Annotated in this window: 21 protein-coding genes and 1 pseudogene; all 22 read right to left on the bottom strand. The window is 48.9% G+C overall.

The window, feature by feature from the left end; all coding sequences use genetic code 11:
• Positions 1-73: 73 nt before the first annotated feature.
• The 22 genes and pseudogenes from M3650_RS05215 to M3650_RS05320 all read right to left on the bottom strand — a co-directional run bounded on the left by M3650_RS05215 (position 74) and on the right by M3650_RS05320 (position 25,747).
• Positions 74-1,810, bottom strand: a complete 1,737-nt coding sequence (locus M3650_RS05215; RefSeq protein WP_251572988.1) for an alpha-glycosidase — start codon at positions 1,808-1,810, stop codon at positions 74-76.
• Between the two features lie 18 nt (positions 1,811-1,828).
• The gene (locus M3650_RS05220; protein ID WP_251572990.1) at positions 1,829-2,662 is read right to left on the bottom strand and encodes a sugar ABC transporter permease; all 834 of its coding nucleotides are present in this window, start codon (positions 2,660-2,662) and stop codon (positions 1,829-1,831) included.
• Positions 2,663-3,979, bottom strand: a complete 1,317-nt coding sequence (locus M3650_RS05225) for a sugar ABC transporter permease (protein WP_251572991.1) — start codon at positions 3,977-3,979, stop codon at positions 2,663-2,665.
• Between the two features lie 102 nt (positions 3,980-4,081).
• Positions 4,082-5,377 (bottom strand): sugar ABC transporter substrate-binding protein, encoded by a 1,296-nt coding sequence (locus M3650_RS05230; RefSeq protein ID WP_251572993.1) that lies wholly within the window; start codon positions 5,375-5,377, stop codon positions 4,082-4,084.
• 196 nt (positions 5,378-5,573) lie between these two features.
• Complete coding sequence (gene glnA, locus M3650_RS05235) at positions 5,574-6,998, bottom strand: type I glutamate--ammonia ligase (RefSeq protein ID WP_251572995.1); 1,425 nt, start codon at positions 6,996-6,998, stop codon at positions 5,574-5,576.
• Positions 6,999-7,391: 393 nt separating this feature from the next.
• Positions 7,392-8,453 carry a 3-deoxy-7-phosphoheptulonate synthase gene (gene aroF / locus M3650_RS05240; protein ID WP_251572997.1) on the bottom strand — a complete coding sequence of 354 codons (1,062 nt, stop codon included), beginning with the start codon at positions 8,451-8,453 and terminating at the stop codon, positions 7,392-7,394.
• A 302-nt stretch (positions 8,454-8,755) separates the two neighbouring features.
• Positions 8,756-9,226 (bottom strand): DUF2062 domain-containing protein, encoded by a 471-nt coding sequence (locus M3650_RS05245; RefSeq protein ID WP_251573276.1) that lies wholly within the window; start codon positions 9,224-9,226, stop codon positions 8,756-8,758.
• A gap of 57 nt (positions 9,227-9,283) precedes the next feature.
• Entirely contained in the window at positions 9,284-10,234 is a 951-nt protein-coding gene (locus tag M3650_RS05250; protein ID WP_251573278.1) for a 4-hydroxy-3-methylbut-2-enyl diphosphate reductase, read from the bottom strand.
• Between the two features lie 44 nt (positions 10,235-10,278).
• On the bottom strand, positions 10,279-11,757 hold the full coding sequence (locus M3650_RS05255) for a sensor histidine kinase (RefSeq protein WP_251572999.1): 1,479 nt from the start codon (positions 11,755-11,757) through the stop codon (positions 10,279-10,281).
• A 3-nt stretch (positions 11,758-11,760) separates the two neighbouring features.
• Complete coding sequence (locus tag M3650_RS05260) at positions 11,761-12,447, bottom strand: response regulator transcription factor (RefSeq protein ID WP_019421812.1); 687 nt, start codon at positions 12,445-12,447, stop codon at positions 11,761-11,763.
• Positions 12,448-12,610: 163 nt separating this feature from the next.
• Positions 12,611-14,272, bottom strand: a complete 1,662-nt coding sequence (locus M3650_RS05265; RefSeq protein WP_251573001.1) for a S1C family serine protease — start codon at positions 14,270-14,272, stop codon at positions 12,611-12,613.
• Positions 14,273-14,772: 500 nt separating this feature from the next.
• Positions 14,773-15,189: a YugN family protein gene (locus tag M3650_RS05270; RefSeq protein WP_251573003.1), complete on the bottom strand. Its 417-nt coding sequence runs from the start codon at positions 15,187-15,189 to the stop codon at positions 14,773-14,775.
• Between the two features lie 35 nt (positions 15,190-15,224).
• Complete coding sequence (locus M3650_RS05275; protein ID WP_285848321.1) at positions 15,225-15,890, bottom strand: response regulator; 666 nt, start codon at positions 15,888-15,890, stop codon at positions 15,225-15,227.
• 28 nt (positions 15,891-15,918) lie between these two features.
• Positions 15,919-17,013, bottom strand: coding sequence for a HAMP domain-containing sensor histidine kinase (locus tag M3650_RS05280; RefSeq protein ID WP_251573005.1), 1,095 nt, complete (start codon positions 17,011-17,013; stop codon positions 15,919-15,921).
• Between the two features lie 7 nt (positions 17,014-17,020).
• Positions 17,021-18,031, bottom strand: a complete 1,011-nt coding sequence (liaF, locus tag M3650_RS05285) for a cell wall-active antibiotics response protein LiaF (protein ID WP_251573008.1) — start codon at positions 18,029-18,031, stop codon at positions 17,021-17,023.
• A gap of 230 nt (positions 18,032-18,261) precedes the next feature.
• Positions 18,262-18,504 (bottom strand): hypothetical protein, encoded by a 243-nt coding sequence (locus M3650_RS05290; RefSeq protein WP_251573010.1) that lies wholly within the window; start codon positions 18,502-18,504, stop codon positions 18,262-18,264.
• A gap of 143 nt (positions 18,505-18,647) precedes the next feature.
• Positions 18,648-19,526 carry a 3D domain-containing protein gene (locus M3650_RS05295; RefSeq protein ID WP_311295026.1) on the bottom strand — a complete coding sequence of 293 codons (879 nt, stop codon included), beginning with the start codon at positions 19,524-19,526 and terminating at the stop codon, positions 18,648-18,650.
• A gap of 130 nt (positions 19,527-19,656) precedes the next feature.
• Positions 19,657-20,256 carry a PadR family transcriptional regulator gene (locus tag M3650_RS05300; protein WP_233698331.1) on the bottom strand — a complete coding sequence of 200 codons (600 nt, stop codon included), beginning with the start codon at positions 20,254-20,256 and terminating at the stop codon, positions 19,657-19,659.
• A 17-nt stretch (positions 20,257-20,273) separates the two neighbouring features.
• On the bottom strand, positions 20,274-21,809 hold the full coding sequence (locus tag M3650_RS05305; protein WP_251573011.1) for an MDR family MFS transporter: 1,536 nt from the start codon (positions 21,807-21,809) through the stop codon (positions 20,274-20,276).
• Between the two features lie 245 nt (positions 21,810-22,054).
• Positions 22,055-22,285: an exonuclease domain-containing protein gene (locus tag M3650_RS05310; protein WP_251573284.1), complete on the bottom strand. Its 231-nt coding sequence runs from the start codon at positions 22,283-22,285 to the stop codon at positions 22,055-22,057.
• Positions 22,283-22,963, bottom strand: a pseudogene (locus tag M3650_RS05315) (ammonium transporter); the annotation flags it as partial. The gene M3650_RS05310 and the pseudogene M3650_RS05315, both read right to left, overlap by 3 nt.
• A gap of 543 nt (positions 22,964-23,506) precedes the next feature.
• Positions 23,507-25,747, bottom strand: coding sequence for a M1 family metallopeptidase (locus M3650_RS05320; protein ID WP_251573014.1), 2,241 nt, complete (start codon positions 25,745-25,747; stop codon positions 23,507-23,509).
• Positions 25,748-25,875 lie beyond the last annotated feature (128 nt).

The following is a 25,875-nucleotide window of genomic DNA, read 5'->3' on the forward strand; positions in this document are numbered from 1 at the left end:
CACTTAAACTTAAACGTTTAAGTCAATTAAAGCATACCGCCTTTTCCGTGTCAATTTAGCTGCTCTATCGGTCTCAATTCCTTACAATCATCCAGCCGAATGCAGGCAAACTTACCGTAATCTCGTCCTTCTCTATCGTATAGGTTCCGTTGCCCAGCATCGTTATAGGTGCAGTATCCTGTTGCATCCATTCGAAGGAGAATGTCTCCTCCTGCTCGCTATTATTAAAGCAAATGTACAGTTGCTCGCTTGCATGCTTTCTTTGTACAACAAGCTGTCGATGGTTCGCATATATAATTTGAAAGGAACCTTCTTGCAGTGCGCGATGGTTGGTGCGGAATGAAATCAGCTCTTGATAAAAATCAAGAAGTTCCCGGTTTTGTTTCTTTTCTTCCCACACCATCGGTTTCCTGCAATCCGGATCTGGCCCGCCCGTCATCCCCACTTCGTCTCCATAATATATACATGGAGCGCCGAGGAAGATAAACTGAAATAATACAGCTAGCATTGCTTTTTTGTCATTCTGCGCAACGGTGAGCAATCTAGGTGTATCGTGGCTTCCAAGAACCGTGAAGGTTGCTTCGTTGACCTGCTGCGGATAGTTGGCCAAGAGCTTATTCACTTGAAAGGAGAACTGTTCCGCATCAATCGTACCCTTCGCAAAAAAATCAATGATGGCCTCGGTGGCCGGATAATTCATCACCGCGTCAAACTGATCGCCTTGCAGCCATGGCATCGCATCATGCCAAATCTCACCCAAAATATAAAAGTCTGGCTTTACACCCTTGCATGCTTTGCGGAACTCTCGCCAGAACTCGTGGTCGATCTCGTTCGCAACGTCCAATCTCCATCCGTCAATATCGCATTCTCTAATCCAATATTGTGCAACGTCCAGCAAATATGCTCTGACTTCCGGATGTACCGTATTCAGCTTCGGCATATGGGATTCGAACGCAAAGCAGTGGTAAGAAGGTCTAGGCGTACGCGCAAGCGGGAACTGCTTAATATGGAACCAATCCCGGAAGCGCGATGCTTCTCCCTGCTTGAGCACATCCTGGAACGGAGCGAACCAGTAGCCGCAATGATTGAATACCGCATCCAGAATGACGCGAATACCGCGGTCATGACACGCTTTCACCAGCTTTTTCAGCAATTCGGTATCGCCGAACTGCGGGTCCACCTTTAAATAATCGGTCGTATCGTATTTATGATTGGTCTTCGCTTCAAATAAAGGTGTGAAATAAATGGCGTTGACGCCAAGCGAGCTAATGTAATCGAGATGGTCCAATACGCCTTGCAGGTCGCCGCCATAAAAATCTTGCGGACCTGGATTGGAATCTTCCCACGGACGAACCTGATCAGGGTCATTCGTCTGATCCCCATTAGCGAACCGATCGGGAAAAATCTGATAAAAAATTGCATCCTTCACCCATGAAGGAGGTTGCAGCACCTCATTCGACCACAGAAATGGATAGTCGAAAAATTGGAGCGGATCCGTCGGTTTTTCCTTGAAAAACCCCTTCTCCGTGTACCAAACCGTCTGCTCGCCCGCAACCAATTCGAACGCGTATCTGAGCCGCAGGTGCGGAGGATCGACTTCCGTCTGCCAATAATCGAACAGCTCATCGCTAGCCAGCTTATGAAGCTCGGCTTCGCGAACGGTATTGTCCCAATCATACTTATCGCCATAGAGAGCTTTGACAACTTGGAGGTCGTCTTTTTTGGTCCGCAGCCGAATATGAATCGTGTGGCCGTCATAGGGATAGCAATATGAATTGCCGGGTCTGTGATAGATAGCTTCTAATTGCATGACATATTTTCTCCTTTTTTAGCCTTTGTCCGCACCCGCCGTGATTCCGTGGATGAGATATTTTTGGAAGTACATATATAGGAACGTAATCGGCAGCGCCACGAGGACAGCACCGGCAGCAAACGTCGTAAAGCTTGAATTCGTCTCATTGGCCACCATATTATACAAGCCTTGCGCCAACGTCATTTTTTCAGATGATCTCAGCACAATTTGCGGTAATATAAAATCCATAAACGGCGTAATAAAGCTATTCAATGCGACAAAGGTAATCGCCGGTAATGATAATGGCAAAATAATTTTAAATAACGTCTCCGTATGACTTGCCCCATCGATATAAGCCGCTTCTTCCAGACTTTTCGGGATTGTATCGAAATGGCCTTTCATCACCCATGTCCCCATCGAGATGGACCCGCCGGCATAAATGAGGATGAGACCCAAATGCGTATCCAGCAGCTTCGTCTGCAGCAACAGCACAAAAATCGCCATGATCGATAAGAAGCCCGGAAACATTTGCAATATTAACAACGTCATCAATCCTTGCTGTCTCCCTTTGAAGCGAAACCGGGAGAAGGCATATGCCGTCGCCGCCACAAGCGCCGTCGACAACACCGCATTTGCAATGGCGATCGTTATCGTGTTGGTGAACCAAAGCACAAAATCGGTGTTTCTTATTAGATCAACATAATGCGCGATCGTGGGCTTGTCAGGAAACATCGTGCTAACCATAAGGGTATTTCCCGGATTAAGCGAAGTTCCGACAACCCAAATCAACGGATATGTCGTCGTAATCAGCAGCACTGCAAACACCATGTAAATGCCTATTACGACCAAGTTGTTTAGTAATTTAGACATTTAGACCATATCCTCTTCTTGAGTTATCTTCATCCGTCTATAATTCCACAAGGAAAATACCGTAATAAAGACGAACATAATAATCGACACGGCAGAAGCCATATTAAATTGGCTTTGATTCAATGTCATCTTAAAAATCCACGAGATCAAAATATCTGTGCTGCCTGCGTAATAGAAATCAGGATGATTCGGGCTGCCATCCGTAAGCATGTAAATCAAATTAAAGTTATTGAAGTTAAAAGCAAATTGCATAATCAATATTGGTGCCGTTGCCGCTAGCACAAGCGGAAGGGTGAGCTTGAAAAACTTCTGCGATCCGGTGGCGCCATCCACAGAGGCCGCTTCGTACAGATCACGCGGCATTGTCGTTAACACGCCTGACATCAACGCCATGAGGAACGGAGTCGAGAACCATAAGTTCACGATAATAATCGTGACTTTCGCCATCGTCGGATCGGAAAGCCAAGGCACCGGTGATAATCCGAGCTTTATGATTATATCGTTCACAGGGCCAAACGAGCCGTTCAACAGCACTCTGAACACCAAAATCGATATAAACTGCGGGACTGCCCACGGCAAAATAAAGATGGTCCGCCAAAATTTTTTGAATTTAATTTTAGGGTGATTCACCATCAGCGCCAACAAGAGACCGCTAAAAAAGACAGACAGCGTAGAAGCTACAGCCCAGATTACATTCCAGACGGAAATCCCAAAAAAGGTCGTGCGCCATGACTCTTGTGCAAATAAATCATAAAACGTTCTAAACCCTACCCAATCCACTAATGAGCGGTCAGGAATATGGTTCGGCGCCGAATAGTTCGTAAATGCTATCAACACATTAAAAACTAATGGCATCACCGTAACGAAAAGCACGAAGCAAGTGGCGGGCAGCAGCAATAGGTAAGGAAAATTGCGTAATTTTGCGCGCCTTACGGATTCGATAAACCCCGGGACAGGCCTTCCTTCGTCCCTCAGCTCACCGTTTTTCTTGGCATCGTAAATATTCATAGCATAGAAGCCTGCAAACAAAAGAATAAGCACCAAGGTGATGAGACCATGTATCAGCATAAAAATGGAATGGTCTCCTTTAATAACATTACCGGCTACGATTTTGGTAGGCACATCGCCTAACGTGACTAACCCTTTAATCCCTTGATAAGCAATAGGATAGTAGTTCCAGAAGAACAATTGGGCCATAATCATATACAGCAGGCCCTTCGTATATTGCTTGTTGTAAAGTTGACCCAAACCTATAAATACCGCGGAAAAAATAGCGGCTTTTGTCCGATGCCGACGCGCACCTGTTGTTACATCCATACGGAAGACCGCCTTAATCGAATTTTTGAGTACCTATTAGACTGCCTATTAGAGGTTGTTCAATAAGTCCCTTTTTGAACACGCACTATTTAGTTGCCTCTATTATTTTTTGGTCTGCATTGCTGTTTTAATTTGCTCTACGGCTTTATTCAAGACAACGCTTGGTTCTTGATTGTCATTCCACATCGCAGCCAAGGCAGCCCCTGCGGGCACCCATACATTTCCCATTTCAGGTATGGACGGCATTGGGGTAGAATACTTCGCTTGTTCCATGAACGCCAGCGCATTCGCATCTTCCGCAATGATCGGTTCATCCATAATGTCTTTTCTTGGAGGCAGCTGAGTTGTCATTTCAAACCGCTTGGTCCCATTCTTCTTCGTTGTTGCATAACTCGCAAACAGCTTCGCTGCAGCAGGATATTCAGTGTACGAGTTTACATACAGAGCTCTAATGCCTGACATGCTGTTTGGATGTTCTCCATTAGGCAATAGAGGCAATGGAACTACCCCGTAATCCATATTCGCATTAGTCAAATCCGTCATTAACCATGGTCCATTGATTACAGCGGCTGTTTTCCCTTCCACGAAAAAACCGGTGATAATATTATCATTGATATCGTTAATGTTGATGGGCAGTATTTTTTTTAGCGATTGCAAATATTTCGCTCCTGCAACGGACTTTTCGCTATTGAGGCCAATATCGTTGGCATCCGCCCCCCCATTCCCAAATACATATCCACCGTAACCGGCCAGGAAAGAATAAGATTGATACAGCTGGCCTACATTCCACATGAAGGCGTATTTTTTATTTTTCGGATCGTTATACGTTTCGGCAAATTGAATCAGTTCATCATAGGTTGCGGGAGCCTTCTTCAACAATTTTTTATTGTAATACAGCGCATACGTGTCAATTGCGGTTGGAAAGCCATAGAGCACACCTTCATAACTGACTCCTTCAATCGCCGAGGACATAAATTCATTTTTCGCATGTTCGTCAAAAACATCATTTTGCAGTACAAGCCCTGCCATCACGGCATTGCCTAAATGATCATGCGGTGCTGAAAAGACATCGGCCCCAATCCCAGCAGGCCCATCTGTTGTCAGCTTCGTAACGGAGTCTATGGATGGAACCGCCTCTACCTTTACTTTTACTCCATACTCTTGTTCAAAATTGGCTGCGACCGCTTTCAGAAAATCCAATTCTGGGCCTTTGGATTCCCACACAAGCAATTCAGCCCCTTGCTCTGGCTGTAATCCCCCTTGTGTTGCGCTATGCTGTTCTTCGTTCCCTTGCTCTTGCGTGGCAGGCAGATTCATATCCTGTGACCCACAAGCCGTGAGCAGGAACATACTGAAAAGAGCTGCCATCAATGTGGAAATCAAAAATCGTTTTGACATGCCTTTCCCCTCCAGTCAACTTAAACGTTTAAGTGATTTCACTAATATGATAACTTCTCTTTGTGCAACGAGTCAACAAAAATTAAACAATTGGCTTCATAAAGCCAAAAATCCAGCGTTGCAGCGCCACATACACCCGCTTGTCAAAAACACCCCGCATCCAAGCCGGACGCGGGGTGTTCCATCTACAATTAGATTAGCAGTCGAAATAAAGGCTGTATTCTTGAGGATGGATGCGAATGGCGACGGATTTCGCTTCCGCACGCTTTACTTGCAAGTAATTATCGATGAACTCCTTCGTGAACACGCCGCCCTCCACGAGGAATTCGCAGTCGGCTTCCAGAGCGTCAAGCGAATCTTCCAGCGTAGCTGGCACGCTGCGAATTTCCCGCTTCTCCGCATCGGACAGCTCATAAATATTGCGGTCATACGGACCATAGCCCAGTGCGGTCGGATCCAGCCTGCGCTTAATTCCGTCCAAGCCCGCCATCAGCATCGCGGCAAACGCCAAGTATGGGTTCGCCGTGGAGTCCGGCGTACGGAACTCGACGCGGCAGCCTTTCGGCGTTACAGCAGCAACCGGGATACGCACCGCTGCCGAGCGGTTGCCTTTCGAGAAGACGAGATTGACCGGAGCTTCATAGCCAGGCACCAGACGCTTGAATGAGTTCGTGCTCGGATTCGTGAGCGCGATCAAGGCCGGAGCATGGTGCAGAATACCTCCGATATAGTGCAGCGCCATCTCGCTCATGTTCGCGTAGCCGCCTTGTTCATAGAACAGCGGAGTATCGCCGTTGAAGATCGATTGGTGCACATGCATCCCGCTTCCGTTATCCCCGAACAGCGGCTTCGGCATGAAGGTCGCGACCTTGCCGAATTGGCGTGCTGTGTTGTGCACGATATATTTGTATTTCATCAGATTGTCGGCCGTGCGCGTTAACGAATCGAAGCGGAAGTTAATTTCGCCTTGGCCTGCCGTCGCCACCTCATGGTGATGACGTTCGATGCGCAGACCCGCCTCTTGAAGCAAGCGGCACATTTCACTGCGCAGATCCTGCTGAGAATCTACAGGGGCCACGGGAACATAGCCGCCTTTCGTGTGTACCTTGAAGCCGAGGTTCCCGCCCTCTTCCTTCCGATTCGTATTCCAGGATGCCTCCTCCGAATCGACATAGAAGGAAGAGCTGTTCATCGTGCTTTCATAGCGCACATCGTCAAAGATGAAAAATTCGGATTCAGGAGCAAAGTAAGCATCCGTGCCTACACCAGACGTCTGCAAATACTCTTCCGCCTTCTGTGCGATGCTGCGCGGATCCCGGTCATATCGAACGCCATCGGGCGTGTAAATATTGCACATAACAATCAGCGTCGGATGCGCGGTAAACGGGTCGACATACACGCTGTCGGCATCCGGCATCATCACCATGTCGGACTCTTCAATGCCGCGGAAGCCGGCAATGGATGAACCGTCAAACGCAACGCCGTTCTCGAACGTCCCCTCATCCACCTCTGTTGCAGGCAAGCTGATATGATGTGCGCGGCCCATTAAATCAACAAAACGGAAATCCACATATTGTATATGCTTCTCTTGAATCAACTCCAACACTGCGTTCACCGACATGATAATTCCTCCTGTTTCCGAACATTAAACGTTACTAACGTATCAATTGTTCACTTTGTAGTTTTTGGTTGATGTAATTATAATTTGCAGCAGGAGGTTTCGTCAATAGTCATGTCAGGTATTTTTTATTTTAATGTCAGGTAACCTTACATATAACCGTTTTTTCCATTGTTTTCATGTAAAAAACCAGCTTTTATCCTATCATTTAAAGAAGTAAAGAGCTTATTTTGTACATTCCCTATTGAGAACAACAATTGCGCTACCCATTTTTAATTTGCACTTTTCTACATATTTATTGTGTTAAAATTCATCACAACGACAAAAAACCGGTTCATCCTAAAAGGATAAGAACCGGTTTTTGCTCTATGTTTATGCTAAAAAAGGACGATGCCGCTATTTCACCCATGTTGCGAAATGAGCCGGCTCCTGCTTCTCCGTATGGAACGTCTTGCCGCACAGCGGCGCGAGTTGTTCCAATTCACGCAGCAAGTTCGCGAATTGATCAGGGAATAGCGATTGCACCCCGTCGCCTGTCATGGAGTGATCCGGATCGGTGTGCATCTCGATGATAAGTCCGTCCGCACCTGCGGCGACCGACGCCTTCGACATCGTCTCCACCAGCTCGCGGCGGCCTGTCCCATGGCTCGGATCCGAGATGACCGGCAGATGGCTCAATTGCTTCATGACCGGAATTGCGGTCAGATCCAACGTATTGCGCGTATACGTTTCAAACGTGCGGATGCCCCGTTCGCACAGCATGACGTTCGGATTGCCTCCCGCTAAAATATATTCCGCCGCATTTAACCACTCATCATAGGTTGCGCTGAAGCCGCGCTTAAGCAATACCGGCTTGCCGCATTCCCCTAGCTTGCGCAGCAAATCAAAGTTCTGCATGTTACGCGTGCCCACCTGCAAAATATCCGCATATTCCGCACAAATATCTACATAATCCGGCGTCATGACCTCCGTAATCGTGAGCAGGTCATGCTTGCGTCCCGCTTCTGCCATCATGACAAGCCCTTCTACGCCGACGCCTTGGAAGCTGTAAGGACCGGTACGCGGCTTGAATGCGCCCCCACGCAATATTTGCCCGCCAGCAGCCTTCACGAGGCGTGCGATTTCATCGATTTGAGCTGGAGATTCTACGGCACACGGACCGCCCATTACGGCCAGATTGCCTCCGCCGATTTTAACGCCGCGAATGTCAATGACGGTATCCTCCGGATGGAAGTCGCGGCTTGCCAATTTATATGATTTCGTTATTTTCATCACGTTCTCTACGCCTTTCATCTGTCTAAGTTGTTCTGCTAATTTTGGTTCCGCTTGCCCTACGATACCGATGACGGTACGTTCCGTACCTCGGGATATGTGAGCCTGATTGCCGGCGTTCTCGATTACGCGGACCAGCTCCGCGATTCGTTCTTCCGGCGTATGATTGGATACAATTACGATCATGACAAATTCATCCTTCCATATATCGTTTCGATAATGCTATCCGCGCAAGCAGTATTCATGTACATTATTAGCAGTGCCGAACGAAGTATCCTCGCACTTCTTTCACGCTACAACGCTTATACGCTTTTAAGCTTTTAATCATTAAAGTAACTATATCGAAACGAAAGGAAATCGTCAACCCTCTATCTAAGCCAATTTCATACCATGTGAAAAAGATAACATCCCGCCATAAAAAAAAGCCCTCTTCGATTCTCGATTCCCCCTGTGCGAGGTGAGCTGAGATGGAAGAGAGCTCTTCTTAACTATTGGCTTTCCGCGCGACGCCAACGGCGCTTCTGCCTGCGGCGTTCCTGCATGAACCGAAGGCCTTGCTTTACCGGAAAATATAGCATAATGCCGAGAATGGCGCCGTCAATGATGCCGCCGACAATTAAATACATATTGATCGTGAGCACATGGTTCAGCCACTCCGGCAACATGGAGAAGTGCACGGTCCAATGCGAAGGCAACAGCCAATGCCCTACCCTTTCATTCAAGACAGCGACGGGAATGTAGATTACCTTTCCCAACACGAAGCCAATGAAAGCAGCCGCCACCCGGCCCCGCATCATGTATACCAACGGGAAGAGAAGCAAGAACGCCAAGCCGGCTGTAGGCAGCGTGAACATTTCTATGAACAGTCCGATGCAGAATCCTTTGGCCACCTGAGCAGCCCCACCGTGTGTTCTGAGGAGCTTCAACGCCTGATACTTAAACCATCTCTTCACGGCCATCTCCACGTTCCCTCTCCCGGCAGCGATTTCCTATTAATGTAGATACCAGATAAAAAATTACTTTGTAGACTTCGTTCTCACGGTCGGCAGAAGCTTGCGCATGTTGACGGTGCGCTTCTTCTCCCATGTGTCCGGATTGTTCTCGTCGTACTGCTCTAAGTAATTGACAACTTCCCTCGTAATTGGCGTCGGCGTGGAAGCACCGGATGTGATCCCGACGACCCGCACGCCGTCCAACCATTCTCGCTCCAGCTCCGATAAGTCTGCAATCCGGTACGCACGCACACCGGCAATCTCCTCGGACACTTGCGCAAGACGGTTGGAGTTGTTGCTTCTCGGATCTCCGACGACGATAAGAAGGTCGCAGCCCTTAGCCTGATCGGCTACGGCATGCTGCCGTTCCTGCGTTGCCATGCATATTTCATTATGAATCTCAGCCTTGGGATACTTAGCGATCAAACGGTTCATGATGTGCTTGATATCCCATTGGCTCATCGTCGTCTGATTCGTAATGATAATGCGCTCCGCCGTCAAGGACAGCGATTCGATCTCTTCTTCCTTCTCAATCAGATGCACCTTGTCCGGTGCAACACCGATTGCCCCCTCCGGCTCCGGATGACCCTTCTTGCCGATATAAATAATTTCATAGCCTTCGGCAGTCTTCTCCCGAATCAAATCGTGCGTTCGGGTTACATCGGGACAAGTGGCGTCAACAGTCGTCAGCCCTTTCTCCCGCGCCTTGCGCCGGACTTCCGGCGACACGCCGTGCGCCGTGAAGATGATCGTCCCAGACTCCACTTGATCGAGGATGTCCAAGCGGTTGTTTCCGTCCAGCGTAATGATGCCCTCTTCATTGAACGCATCTGTCACATGGCTGTTATGAACAATCATGCCTAATATATAAATCGGACGAGGCAGATCCAGATTGCGTGCCGTCTGTTGGGCCAGCACCATCGCATCGACAACGCCGTAGCAATAGCCTCGCGGTGTTATTTTCACGACTTCCATCGGTACACCTGCTTTCTTAGATTTCACTTCAGCTTTCCTTTCTATTATACCGGAAGTGAAGGTTCCTCGTCGACCGATGCTAACGGCAGCCATACAATGAATGTCGTTCCTTTCCCAGGCTTCGTGACCACTTCAACCGAGCCGTGATGCTCATCGATAATCCATTTCGCAATCGACAAGCCTAGACCGGTTCCCGAGGTGACTCCACGGGATACGTCTGCACGGTAGAAGCGCTCGAATATATGCGGAACCTCCTGCTCGTTCATGCCCATGCCGGTATCTTTCACTTTCAACCCGATCTGTTCATCCTGGCGAATCGCATCCAGGCGCACGCATCCTTCATCTGTATATTTGAATGCATTTTCGATGAAAATGAACAGCATTTGCTGCAAATAATCTTTATTTCCATAGACGACCGTATCGTCCAATGCAGAAATATCACCGAGCTCCCACCCTGCTTTGCGCGGCAAAAACTGAGCTCTGCGCACGACTTCCTCCACTAAAGGCTTCAGTTCGGTGAGCGATTTGTCCATATTGTAACCCGCATCCGCACGGGCGAGCGATAGCATATCATTGATCAACCGGCTCATGCGGCGCGATTCATCCGCAATATCGCGCAGAGCTTCCAAAGACATCTGCTCCCGTTCCCGCTCACTCAATGGGAGCGTCTCTGGAGAAGCGGCCTCATTAATCCACATTTTCTCCAGCAAATCGACGTTCCCGCGAATAGTCGTCAGCGGTGTCCGCAGTTCATGAGAAGCGTCAGACACAAAGCGTCGCTGCGCCAGATACGCATCATCCAGCTCGTTATAGAACGTCTCCATGCGGCCGAGCATGCTGTTGATCGTGTCCGTCAACTGACCGATCTCATCCTCTGGCGGTCCTTCGCGCGGAATGCGGACGCTCAAGTCCGCACCCTTCTGAATACGGTTCGTTGCCCGAATGATATTCCCGATCGGCCTGAGCGACTTCTGCGCCAGGAACAGCCCTAGCGAAAAGGCAAGCACAAGGGTGACCATTGATGCAGTAACGAGAATACTGCGCAGCTCATTGGTGAATCTGGCTTCATGCCCGGTAAAGGCGGCAACCTGCAGCGCGCCAATCGTCGATCCGTTCCTTAATACAATCGCATTTTCATATACTAGAAATTCAAGCCCTTGAACTTCAACTTTCCGGTATCCTTGCCGAATTTGGTTTGGCTTCAAAGGCAAAGGCAACTTCAAGCCGAGGCGGTCCAATTTAGTCGATTTGATCGTCTTCTGATTGCGAAAATTAATCGTTTGGATGTACAAATCTTGATTCATCAACCGGGCCACATCGGATTCATTCACGTCAAAATCGATTCCGTTAAACCAATCAAGCGTCGGTTCGAGCGACATACGGTCGAACTCACTTTTTACCCGCTTCTTAATATCATCATACAAATTATAATCGACGAACGTATAAATCGAGATTCCGAACAAAAAGAGCGTAAACGCCAGCAGAACGGAATACCATACGGTCAGGCGAAGACGAATCGACATGCTCTAGTTGTCCCCTCTCAACACATAACCCGTTCCCCGGATCGTCTGTATGATGCGTTTTCCCCCATGCTCCTCCGTCTTCTGCCGCAGCATCGCAATGTATACCTCAAGCACGTTCGATTCGCCGCTGTAATCGTAGCCCCATATTTTCTCCATAATCATGTCGCGCGGCAGCACCCGCTTCGGGTTCTGCATGAATAGATGCAGCAGCTCGAATTCCTTCGCCGTCAGCTCGACCGACTTGCCGTCCCGCTGCACTTCCCTTGTATGCAGATCGAGCACGATATCTTCGAAGGTCAGGCGATGGGAGCTCCCTTCACTATCCGAACGGCGGCGCAAAAGCGCGCGCACGCGGGCGAGCAGTTCCTCCAGAGCGAACGGCTTGACCAAATAATCATCGGCCCCATTGTCCAATCCGCGTACCCGATCCTGCACCTCATCCTTCGCCGTCAGCATGAGCACCGGCACGGCGCTGCCCGCTTCACGTATGCGGCGGCACACTTCCCATCCGTCAACCTCTGGCATCATGACGTCAAGAATGACCAATTCTGGCTCCTGCATCATAATCTCCCGCAATCCTTCCGTGCCGTTCGATGCTGTGCGCACTTCATAGCCTTCGAATACGAGCCCCCGGCGAAGCATTGATGTGATCTTCTCGTCATCATCCACAACCAATATGTTAGAACGCATCGTGTAAGTCCTCTCTTTTTATAGTCTAGGGCTGCAGAGGTTCATTCACCCTGTTTCCATACGAAAAGGAAGCCAAGAACTGCATATCGCAGTTCTGTGCTTCCTATGTTGTCACGCATAAGCGGGAAAATCAACCCTTACCGCTGCTGCCGCAAGTGCACACTTAAGGCTGCTGCTGTTGCAATTGGTTCTCAAATTTATTACGGTCACCAATCTTAACCTGCACATCTGCCTTTTTGCCATTGCGGATGATCTGCAGCGTTACGGTATCGCCAACCTTCTTTTTCCCTATTTCTTCGATCAAATCCTCTTTGGCCGCGAACTTCTTGCCGTCCATGCCTGTAATGATGTCATAAGCACGCAGGTCTGCCTCATAAGCAGGCGAACCGAACAGGACGTTCCTGACGAGCGAGCCATCTATATTAGAAATGCCCATTTGCTTGGCAAAATCCTCTGTCATGGTTTGCAGTGTAGCTCCGATGAACGGAACCGGCTCCTTCGCAATTTCCTTGTTCGCCTTCAAGTCATCCACAACTTTGTTCATAATATTTGACGGAATCGCAAAGCCGATCCCTTGCGCCTGCTTGCTGACGGCCACATTCATGCCGATGACTTCGCCCTTCATGTTCAGGAGCGGACCGCCGGAGTTCCCTGGGTTAATGGAAGCGTCCGTCTGCAGCAGATGCTCGTACTTCCGTGCGCTGCCGTTATCGTTAACGTCGATGGAACGCTCGCGCGCGCTAAGCACACCAACCGTCACCGAATGGTCGAAGCCGGAAGGGTTCCCGATAGCTACCATCCAGTCGCCGACTTGCGTCGAATCGGAATTGCCGAGCGGAACGATCGGGAAGTCGCCTTCGCCCGTAATTTTCAACACGGCCAAGTCCAAATCCTTGCTGTGACCAAGCAGTTCCGCCTTGAGCGGCTTCTTATAGCCTTCGACCGTCACCTGAATCATTTCCCCGCCTTCAACGACGTGTTGATTCGTTAAAATATATCCGGATTTATCGAAGATAAAGCCAGTACCGACACCGAGCGGCTGCAGCTGCTGCTGCGCATCTTGTCTGGAGTTGCCGTTGCTGCCGTAAGAATCCCCGAAAAACTGACGGAAGAACGGATCGTCCATCCACGGGTTGCTGCCTTGGCTGCCTCCACCGCTTCTCGCATACGTTTCAATCTTAACGACAGCCGGACTTGCCTGCTTGACAACTTCGGCTACGCTGCTCGCTCCATCAGGGAACGGCGTGCCTGGACCGTTCGTAACGACGGCGTTCGGCGCCTCGCTTGCTGCGCTTCCATTCCCTGCGAGCGCTTGGTCGCCTGTAAACAGGTTTGTTTTATCTGCTGCGAACATGAGTGAACCAACGACAAGCACGCCTGCCATGAAAGAAGCGAAAATCGTCAAGAATGATGTTCCGCGCTTGCGCTTCGATTCATTGAACTGCCAATTGCCTTGAGCCCCCTGAGGAGGCATACCGCCAGCACCGCCGGCTCCCCCGCCTGCATAGCCGCCTAGGCTTGCTTCGTGTTGCGTTACGCTAGAGAAAGGCATCGGCTTGACTGGATTCGGCGGGGTAACTTGCACGTCGCTCATCCGCCCCTTAGGATCCACGGATGTCGTCGACGCCGAGTCCGTATTTTTCACCGATTGGTAAGGGCCATATGCGTAATAATAAGGGCTGCCTTCTTGCGATTTGCGTTCTGTCTCATCCTCACGGCCGTGGTCCTCATAAGCTGCAGTCTGTCTGTTCATAGACTCTGTAGAAGATGATGTATTAGAATCCTTATCGGATGTTGAAAAAAACTTGCGTCGTTGTTCATCCATAGTGCTTACCTCCTAGAGTTAACTCGTATCAAAGTATCGTGTTGATATATTAATATAATGGATGATGAACCTTAAACTTAGCTTAAAATCATTATAAAACACGATAAAAGATAAAGAGCCGTTCCCTAAGGACTGTTTAACACAAGATGTCACGCTTTTCTTGATGAGAATAATAAGGCACTGACTCTTCATAATTAACGAAATGTTCCGTTCGTGCAGTAGTGCGTTCAGACTGATGGTGATTCGCTTCATCAGCCTCTTTGCTTCATTCTCCCCATCCTTCAGGAGGCGGGATTTCCTATCTGAATGATGGGGAGAGTGAGACAAGAGATAGGAACAGGCATATCTTCTTCGGGAAGAGCAGCATGACAACTCTAAGGTGATAGACATCTTCCATCCCATTTTTATAAAAAAAACAGGCCCCCAGACCTGTTTTAACCGATTGGTGCCCTATTCCCTGTTGTATATATCAATAAAAATTATGCTGTCACTTCCGTACGCTACTTGTTCGTGTCCAGCTTAGCCTCGGCTTCGTCAAGCTTTGCTCGGGCAAGATTCAACTCCTCTTCCTGCAGGGAAGCATCCTTATCTGTCGGCGATTGAAACTGGTTAACGAGACTGCCGAACAGCTGCGCATCCGCCGATGGATCATTTCCAGTCTGATATTGATGCTTCAACACATACGGCCGCTCTAATTGGATAAGGACCGTTTCAGCGGAGTCAGCATCGAAAGTGCCATTCACCGCACGAAAAGGCAGCCTGAGCCACACCGTTTGCTCGTCGTTCAACGCGCAGTCGAAGCTGCCGCCTGCATAATCCCAATTGCCGCCGATGCTGAAGCCAAGCGGTCCCAGTGCCCGCACCAGTTCATTTGTGTCATATTTTCGTCCTGTCATCTTCCCCTGTAACAGCTGCATGGCATTACCCCCTCTGTTACATAGGATGGACGAAGTCATCCACTTTTAACCCATCCGTTGCGGTGGGCGAAGACAGCAAGCTGAGTGCGATCCTGCAGCTCGCATTTCATTAATAGATTGGATACGTGCGTCTTTACCGTCTTAATGCTAATATGAAGCTCCTCGGAAATATCTTTGTTCGTCTTTCCGTCTGCGATAAGAAGCAGCACTTCCTTCTCCCGTTCGGTCAAGCCCTCATCGTCCGGCTGTGCAGCGCGTTTACGTAATCCGCGGGTCAGCGCTTGTGACACTTCTCCGCTCATCACAGGCATTCCCTTCAAAGCCCCGCGAAGCGCGTAAACGAGCTCCTCAGCAGATACCGTCTTCAACACATAGCTGACGGCACCGGCTTGAATCGCTTCGACGACCTGCTCATCTTCCATAAAGCTCGTCAGCATGACAATCTTCAATTCCGGAAATGAAGCAATTAACTCCCGCGTCGCTTCTACTCCGTTCATATCCGGCATCATTAAGTCCATCAAGACCAAATCAGGCACCGGCTCCTTGCGGGCAGCCATCGCTTGTATAGCTTGAATCGCTTCGACGCCTCCACTGGCCTCACCCAATACGTTAATACTCGGATCCAGCATTAAATACGTTCTAAGCCCCAGTCTTACCATCTCATGATCGTCCACGAGAAATACCGTCATTCGGTCTCCCATCCGACCGTCCCCCTGTCTCTTCTACCATCTATGCATGGTCCGCTGCTGAGGAAGAATCCTTGGATTGCTCCTGCGCTTCCTCGTTCTCCTCATGTTCGAATATCGGAATATGCACACGAATCGTCGTTCCCGCACCAGGCCGGCTTATCAAATCCATATGGCCGCCCAGCTTGTCGACCCGTTCACGCATTGTCGTCAATCCATAGCTCCCGGCTTTAAAAGATGCGCTCTTCTGATCGAAGCCCTTGCCATCATCTCCGACCGATAGAATCACTTGATTCGGCGTCTCCTGCAGCGTCAGCGTAACTTGCTTCGCCTGCGCGTGCTTCACGACATTCGCCATCGCTTCCTGGATCATAAGGAAGCACTGATGCTCCTTCGCTTCAGATAATTCATAATTCAGTTCAATATCAATCTTGCCTTGCAGCCCATTCTGCCGGCAATAATCAGGGAACCAACGCTCAAGCGCCTCCTGCAGTGTGCGGCCATCCAACTCAAGCGGGCGCAGCTGAGCGATTAAGCCGCGCATTTGCCTTTGAGCCGTATGCGACATCTGAATCAGATGTTCCACCACTTGACGCGCCCGGTCCATGTCCATTTCCATCACTTTGGGCAATGAAGAGGAGGCCATATGCAGCGCGAAGAGCTGCTGGCTGACTGTATCATGCAAATCCCTCGCCAGCCGGCGACGCTCCTCCAATACGACCGCTTCGCATTCCCGCTCCCGATCCATCACTTGCTGCTCGGACAGCTTTTGCAAAATGCGAAGCTTCTGCTCCATGGCCCCCACCATCGTATTAAAATCCTCATACAGACGATCGAATGACGCATCGTCCCCAAGCGGAATCCGTTCAGACCAGTTCCCTTTCATTACCTGCATCATGCTGATGTGAAGCACATCCAAGCGCCGCTGCAGCCGCACTCCTGCCACATACCCCATAATGATTGACACGATAATGACAGTCGAAATTCCGAACAGCCACCAGTTCATGCCTTGATACCACGTGCCGCCGTATACGAGTCCAATCCAGAAAACGCTCATAATGATGCAGCCCGAGATGACAAAGGTAAGGAGCAGCTCCCATTTTACACTTTTTGAACTTCGGAACCACCGTGACAGCATGATTGCGTTACCCCACTCTCATCACCTTCACATCGCCGATGAACGTGCTGACGACGATACGGACTTTTTTTCCAGCTTCATAGAAGTACGGCGTCTCCACCTGCAAATTGTTAATAAAGCCATCCTTCTCGCGGCCAAATACTTTCACATCACCCAAGAAAGAGCTCGATGTGACGACGACACCCAAATCCATATCATTGGGCACATACACTTTAACGTCGCCGATGAAAGAGGAGACAGTCACCTTCGTTTCTCCGTACGGCACCTGCGCCTTCGTCAGATCAAGCACAGTGTCGCCAATAAAGTGGGAAATGTTCATCGGTTCCAGTTCCCAATAGTCGCTGCCCAGATGAATATCTCCGATAAATCCGGATTTATTCACCGTTCGCCGTTTGCCTCTAGATGAGCCCATAGGCGGTGGAGGAATTGACCCCGAGTACGAGGGTTCTCCCTTCATAGACGGATCATAGTCCATATTCTTATCATAGTCTTTGTTAAAGTCTTTGTTAAAGCCTTTGTTGAAATCATTGTTGTTAAAATCCTTGTCAAAGTCCTTATTGAACTCTTTGTTGAACTTCTTGTCGAAATCATCATCCAACGGCTGCGGTTCACTGTAATGCGGGTCATAACCCCCACCCCAGTTGCCGTCGTTCCAGTCGCCCTTCTTCTTCTTGTTCTTCCATTTATCCACATGTTTTCTCGGCTTGAAGAGCATGCTTACTCCGACGAGAACAATAATAAGCGGGAACAGCAGCTTGAAAAATTCACCGGGTGACATGTACAAGTAACCCAAGTTGGTCAGTTGGAAATAGCCGCCGATACCTAGCAAAATCAGCCCCCAGAATCCGCCATGGAGCAATGCGTTCAGCCCCGTAACAATTAAGATAAGCGGCCAGTAGGTACGAAAAAGCTCTCCGATATTCATATCGATGAAACCTAGCTGATTCAGCATGAAAAAGACACCGATGGCAATGAGAACAAGCCCTCCTATCCACCGTCCGCGATGTTGATCACCCATAGTTACCCCTCGTTTCCGTTATACTTCAACCTTGTAACTTCAGTGTACGCGAAGTCTCGTCCTTGCGCTAGCGGCGGGGGGTGGAAGTTGATCTCGGTCTCGAGGCGGAGGCGCTGGAATTGTCTGACTGCTCACACATCGAACTATACCAGCAACCAATAGAAAATGGCCGCCTTGAGCAAGGCAGCCATTGTTGAGTCCTTTATAGATAACATCCATGCGAATGGTACCTATTTTTTCGTTTTTTTCACAATATTTTTCATTGCATCATTATTGTTGATTGCTCCAGCATTTCCTACTGAGTCAGCGCCAAATTCAGTATCTGCGGTTACAGATTCTGCTCCGAACTCAGTATCTGCGGTTACAGATTCTGCTCCGAACTCAGTATCTGACGTTACAGATTCTGCTCCGAATTCCGAATTGTATTTCGCATTAGCAGGATTCATGCGGTTTGCTTTGTTGTTTTTTACCATCGATATTCACCTCCTGAAGTTTCCGCTGGATTCACGGGACATGTCAAGGAAACCATCGTTTCCCCAAGAAGTATTATGCGATGACAGCCTCCCCTTTATTCGGCGGGGCGGCACATGCAACTTGTCAGGTTCTTCTGCAACAGCTACAGCATTGATTTTGGTATGTTTCCGTTCTTAAATACCGCTTCATTTAATTCGTTTAACGTTTTCTCCGATATTTTACCGCTTCCTTGCTTGATCAACTGCACTTCCACTTCTTTTTTGCCCCACTGACTGTATACTTGCTTCGTGGTGTCGAAGTACAGATCGATTTTCTTCCCTTTTATTTTGGAACCGATATCCGATACGATGCCGTATCCGTATCCGGGAATATACAATATGCTTCCTAAAGGGAAGACCGATAAATCGGCCGCAATGGTCGAGACGTAATCTCTGCGCACCTTCACTCCCGAATACGTAATGCCGTACTCTGGATGTCCCGGTTTTTTTCCAGTCGACTCTACACCAGCCGTATACCCTGTCGCAACAACCTTCAGGCTCTTGATCACTTGCTGCTGCTGCGGAGCCAGATTCGAATCCGTAAACGACATTTGCGCCGAAGAGACCGGCACCGCTGATTGCGGCTGCTTTGCCGATGGCTTTTTCAATGGCGGTTCGACGAACACAAGTGCAAGTGGTGATGCAATCTGATTGGTTGGTCGCAGGTAATTACTCCACTGGTTGTTCCTATTTTGATTATTGATGGCCTGTTCAGTCAATGTTTGCATCGGCTGCAAACGTTCATCGGACCATGGAAACGATGGGGTTCTGTATTTTTCTGTAAGCGCCTTATTCCACTGATATGTCTGGGATGCAGACAGATGTGCCATTGCCGTATGCCACGGCACTAATGCTGCAACCGTCATGAGCAATGCAGTTAAACAAACCAACCTAGACAACCTTGCCAACACGTATGTCTGACGGTCTCTTCTCGATGCCATTCGTCCCTTCCGTTCCGAGCGTGTGATATACATTGTAAACATATGGTTACCCCTCCCTTAGTGGGAAGGATGTCCACCGCTTTTTCCTTTTATTCATATTCATCAAAAAAAGAACATTCCCGACAGGCTGGAATGTTCTTTCGACAATATTTATGGAGCAAAGCACAGGAGCTCAAGATTTGTGCAGCGGAAGCACGGGGAGCGGCTCACCGACATCACTTAATCGATCGGCTGCAGCGTCTTTATACAGATCCTTCAACCAATTCAGTTCTGTAACCGTGTATCGGTATCCTCCATACAACATGTGCAGCACGGCACGCGATGCGTGAGGGACATGCTCTTCATATAGAGCCCACATCCGCTCCGCTTCCTTCTCGAACAATTCAATGCGCGATTGGATAATCGCTTTAATTTCTTCCTGATCGCCATATCTGACAAAGGACAAGGCCGCAAAGAAGGGATGCTGCAAATGCGGGGGCAGCTTCATCTCCTTAAGCAGCAACCGTTCAAACTCTGACTTCCCCTGCTCCGTAATCCGGTAAATCGTCTTGTCAGGACGCGATCCTCCGCTAATTACTTCTACCGCTTCAATCAATCCGTTCTTTTTCAATTTTTCGATCGCATAATAAAGAGAGCCGTATTGAAGCTTCATATAGTTGTGCATTTCGCGTTCTTTCATTTCCTGGCTCATTTCATAAGGATGATAGTCTTTGTCCATGAGCAATCCAAGAATAGCCAGTTGCATCGACATCGGTTCCACCTCTTTATCCATGAGACAACAACCTTGCTTTACCTTTCGACGGATGATCGGTTCACCTGAACGGCAGCAGTTGTCGAATGTCCATGAGGTTTTGTTGTCACCATTTTAACACGACCCATCATCAAAATGAACATAACCGCCAACAGACAAATCAGAATAGACCATTGGAACACGTACGCGATCGAATCGGACAATACTTCAAGCAGCTGCTTCAGCAAGGAGCCCGGCATCGATTGTCTTACTTCGTCTTGAAGCAGAACCTGAGGATTGCCGAACATTTCCGCCAGCTTCGGATCCGATAGCACCGCGCTGTATTTTTCTTGTAAGTAGGAAGTTTGAATGCTGCCGAAAATATCGATGCCGAGTGTATTTCCAAGTGTCTGAAAAAAACGGACCAGCGAGCTGACCGTTCCCCGTTGCTGATAGTCGATATTATGCTGAGCAGCCAAGGAAGTTACGGGATAAGATGCCCCTATGCCAAGCCCCATTAATACCATATAAAGCGTCATCTGCAGTCGCGTCGTATCCGGTGTCATTCCTGCCAGACAGACGATCGACAACAACAGGAACAAGATCGCGGTTATCATAATATTGCGGAATGGCATTTTCCTCATCAGCATGCCGCCAGCCATGCTGCTTACAACAAGAGCAAGCATCATGGGCGTGAGCACCGTACTTGCATTTGTGGCGCTCCCACCGGCAACGCCCTGCACGAACAACGGAATGAAGGTAGTTCCTGCCATCAGAACCATGCCGAATAACATCCCGGCAGCCATACTGGAGGTGAAGAGCCGATTTTTGAACAGCTTCAATGGAATGATTGGTTCCGCCACCCTCGATTCGATCCACAGAAACGAAATGACCAGCACAATCGCTCCGGCGAACAAACCAAGTATGAGCGGAGACGTCCACGCGTAATCTTTGCCGCCCATTTCAATGGCGAACATGAAGCACAGAATCGAGGTGACCAACGTAAATGTGCCGAACCAATCAAGCTTCTGACTCAGGAAGAATAAAGATTCGCGATAGCAGAAGATAACAATCAGCAGCGCAATAATCCCAATGGGCAAATTAATGAAGAATATCCAGCGCCAATGCAAATGATCCGTGAAGAATGCGCCCGCTATCGGTCCAAGCACACTGGACAGCCCGAAGACAGCGCCGAACAGTCCGGTCATTTTCGCCCGCTTCTCGGCCGGGAAAATATCGAACAAGATCGTGAACACAACCGGCATCAGCGCCCCTCCGCCAATCCCCTGAACGACACGGTACATAATAAGCTCGCTCATGGTCGATGCTGTGCCACATAGTATCGAACCGACCATAAACACGATGATTCCGAACACAAAAAATCGTTTTCTCCCGTACATATCGGAAAGCTTCCCGAACAGCGGCATGCCAGCCACGCTCGCAATTAAATAAGCAGAGAACACCCAAGTGAACTCATTCATGCCGCCCAGCTTCGCCACAATCGTAGGCAAGGCGGTGACCAATATAGTTTGGTCTAGCGAGACGATAAGCAACGCCATTAACAATCCAAGTACAGTCATATGAACACGAGACAATGCAATCCCTCTCCTTTTATATATTCTAATTTTAATACACTTATTATTATATTCAAATTAGAATATAGTGCAACTAATTTTTGGAACCGAAGCAAAGAAAGGCCTAAAGGACAGCCAAAAATCTCCAATGACGGTTGGCGTCTTTAGACCTCATATTGGTTTATTCCTGCCCGAGAAAGGCATATAGCTCCCCAACCGTCCGCACCTCTCGCTGCCGTTCTGTCGCGCAACAGCGCGAACCACAGTCAGGCGGTCAATAAAGCATCGTTCAATGCGTGATGGCGGCCCGTGTTGTCCAAGCCGTAGAACGAAAGCCAATCGTCCAGCGTGTAAGCCATAGATCGAGGATACAGCTTCGCAGCTACGTGCATCGTATCCAAAATGCGGTGCTGCGACACCACACGAGACGTCTTCCACAGAGCCGCGTTAATAAATCGCTTGTCGTGTCCGCTTCCGTGGGCAATGAGAATGAGCACGCGCAGACCTGTCAACCCCTTGATGACGAACAGGAGGATATAGGAGACGAAGAAAGCAAAGGCGCCCGCCGCCACAATGCCATACACTTGAACCCACAACTGCTCGAGGCTGCCGGTATCGATTAATCCGCCCCTGCCGACACCGACCTTCTCTGCCAGTTCCGTCGTAGCGAAGATGCCGTTCGAGAGCGTTCCTCATATGCCTGCCATGCCGTGAACAGACAAGGCATAGATCGGGTCGTCGATGCGCAGCTTCTCGAACAGCTTCGCGCTGTAGAAGACGAGCATGCCGGCGGCAGCTTGCGGATTGAAGAAGAAGTCGCCCCAGCCGACGAAAGCATTGCCCTCGCTGCCAAAGATGAGGCCGTAACCGGCCGCCCAGTATACGAGCGAGCACAAACCGACGGTGAAGACGGTTTTCCCAGCGACATGTCCCGCATTTTTCATCCGCGTAGATCCAGATTCAAGCAAAATAAAGCCCGCTTGCATGAACAGCACGAGGATGGCGGACAGCATTACCCACAAGGCGTTAAGTCCCGTCTCCAGCGTCTGGACAGACGCTTCTCCTGCGGCCAGGGCAAAGCTTGGAACAAGCCCGAACAATCCGCAACCTAGGAGAGCGGCCACTGCCCACCTGCCCCCATCTCGCATTGCGCGCTTCACATTGTTACTTCTCATTTTCTCCACGCTCCCCATTATGTTAGATAATATAACAATATTATATTGATTTATGGAGATCATAGACGTGGAATGAGCTCTATTCAATGGGTTATTGAAAACAATCCATACAATTGTTCAATGTATGTAAATAAACCTAACACAAAAGTTGCTAACCTATAGCTTGCTCCATTACCGTGCGGATCCGCTTTCGAATTCGCCAAATCGTTCTTTTGCCCACTATCCCAATTATTCAGAAATAATTGGACATAAGCTCAAATTGCGATTGGTACTGTTCTTCGCTTACTCACTATGTACTTTGTCAACGCTCGCCTTCCTTTAAGAGCAAGGGTCATTTTCCCCATCGTCCTCGCGAGACGTTTATGTACCCCCAAGCCATTCATTACGCAATCTGAACATTGGGGAGAGTGGACAAAAAGGCAGATCGAAACAGAGACAAGTGAACACAAGAAGTAGCTTCGAGATGTGAAAATGAAAAAACCGCAGGTGTCACCCCTGCGGCTTTAGCGTATAGTATATTGGCTACATTATTTAAATTCTAATTTATTCCTCCGTCTGGAAAAGCTTCGAGATCGGGTTGTCCACAAATTTTTCTTTATAGATAGAACCGTCTGCCTTTTGGACAAAGTACTGATAAAAATTGTTCGTTACCATCAATGTTTTCATTCCAACTAAAGGCAAAAAGCCAGCTGCCGCTTTCTCGTTGACATGATCGTCCGTCCAGAAGTAGTGCACGACCATACGGTCTTTGTTATACGGATGCGTGACGCCATATGCACCGTGAAGTCCAGGCTTGTTCATCACTTCTTTCCACGGGAAGCCCGCTTGCTCGGCCTTTGCCACAATAGCCGGCTTCAACGCTTGAATGAACGTATTATGCTTCGGATTGCCAATGACGATGACGTTGCTTTTGGCCAGCGTCGTCTCCATGTTTTTCTTAATCGCTTGCCGCTCGGACATGATGTCGGCTTTCATACCGGTCATGCTAAGCATATTTTGAATGCCGCTGAACAGCATTTCCTGCTGTTCCTTGGCCGCTTTGCTGACCGGATTGCTGTAAACGATGGTCAGCGGTTCGCCGTGCAGCGCTTTGGACATTATTTTAAACATTGTTTCTTTCGACAGATCAGGGTAACCTTGCTCGACCCCATCATACATCTCTACCATGCCTAAGCGCATAAATTCCGCTTGTTCCGCCTCTGTCATGCCGTATTCCGGCTTGAGCTCGAAGTTAGGCTTATTCAGATTGTCATCCATTCGATCGCGGACCGCCTTGCCGAACTGGTCCTCGATTGTCTGCAGCAGGCCAGTAACGGTCGCGTTGCGGTATGCGTAACGGTTGAAGTACTCCTTCATGAACGCGTCGAACTTCTCTTGCCCGACCGTGCGGTACAGCTCGTAAATAGCGAGTCGGCCTCTCTTATAGAACAAAGCATCCGGCGATTCCCCGGCGTTGTCGTTCGTGGAGTTGATCGCTATGTCCAGCGGATATATATCGCTCCGAACATTATCGAAGCCGCTCAGCTTGCTGCCTTGCTCATTAAAGAAATAGCTCATGGCGAAATCCGCAAAGCCTTCATCCAAAAACGATTCCGTCTCGGAGTCATTGCCGATAATGGAGTGGAACCATTGGTGCGCGATTTCATGGACAAATGCGGTTTTTTTCTCTGGTGCGGCATTAGCGTCAACAAGGCCCATCTGAATAACACGCGAGAACTCCACGGCTACGCCTTCCACGTGGGACTCCACGATGCGGAACTCGGGATATTCATATTTGCCGAATTTGTCGCTGAAAAATTCGATGGCTTTGAACGCTTGATCAATATATTTATTGATTACGGCCGTCTTAGCCGGATCGTTGTTGTCATTGTAGTACACATACTCTACTGTCAAACCGTTCTTTGTCTTGCTGGCTTTATGGAATTTTTCACTAGAGAAAAACACAAGCTCGCGGGTCTTGTCCGACTTCGTCGATACGACCTTGCGGCCGGCTTCAGCTGGCTGTTCCGACATTTGTCCCGGCATCACCACTTGGATCTTCTCTGGCACGTTCATGTTTATATTGTAGTCAGCCACTTCGTAATAATCGGTCTCGAATTTCGTGCTATAAGGCGTCTTGTTCCAAGTATGCGTCTTCTCGTCATAGACGGACATGACCGGGAACCAATGAGCGCCGTTAATGATATCTTTTTGATAAGACAGTCGCTGCGAACCAAACGGAATTTTTGTCTTGTATTCCAACTCCAAAGCAACTTCCTCGTCTTGGTTAAGCGCCTTCTCAAGCTGAACCGTCAACGCTTGCTTTTCGTTTTTCGTGGCAAGCGTGCGCCCTGTAGCCGCATCCTTTACGCTAATAATATCGATGCCGCCCAGAAAATCCTCCGGTTTTTTATCTGGATTTTCTTGTGCAATTTCTTCGTTGCTGCGGGCAAACATCGATGGCTGCGTTTCTTTCGAGCGGTGCGCATCGGCGAACAAGCGGAACACGACATCGTTAAGCTTATCGGAGGACGTGTTGCGGTACTTCACCGTTTGCTTCCCGGATATCGTCATGTCATCCGTGTTCAGATTGGCTTGAATATCATATTGAATGTTGGTTTTTACATCTTGCTTCGTTTGCGCTGTCAATGCGGAAGCAGCCTGTGTCTGGCTTCCTTTGGAATCTGCTTGCGCGTAAGCCGTGTTTGTAGAGGTAAATGGAGCTGCAAGCATCGTAAATGCCATGGCGGCCGCTATCGTTGTCTGCAGCAGTTGGCGTCCTGTACGTTTCGTTTTCGTTGTCATAATGCACTTCCTTCATTTGAGAATCACCTCATGATGTTACATTCATTATAGTTCAGACACGTTCACGCAGCGTGTGATTTACCTTATGACATCCTTACATTTTTGTCAGGTATGGCTGCCGCTATCTG

It is taken from the genome of Paenibacillus sp. MER TA 81-3, from assembly GCF_023713585.1.
Classification (GTDB): Bacteria; Bacillota; Bacilli; order Paenibacillales; family Paenibacillaceae; genus Paenibacillus_B; species Paenibacillus_B profundus.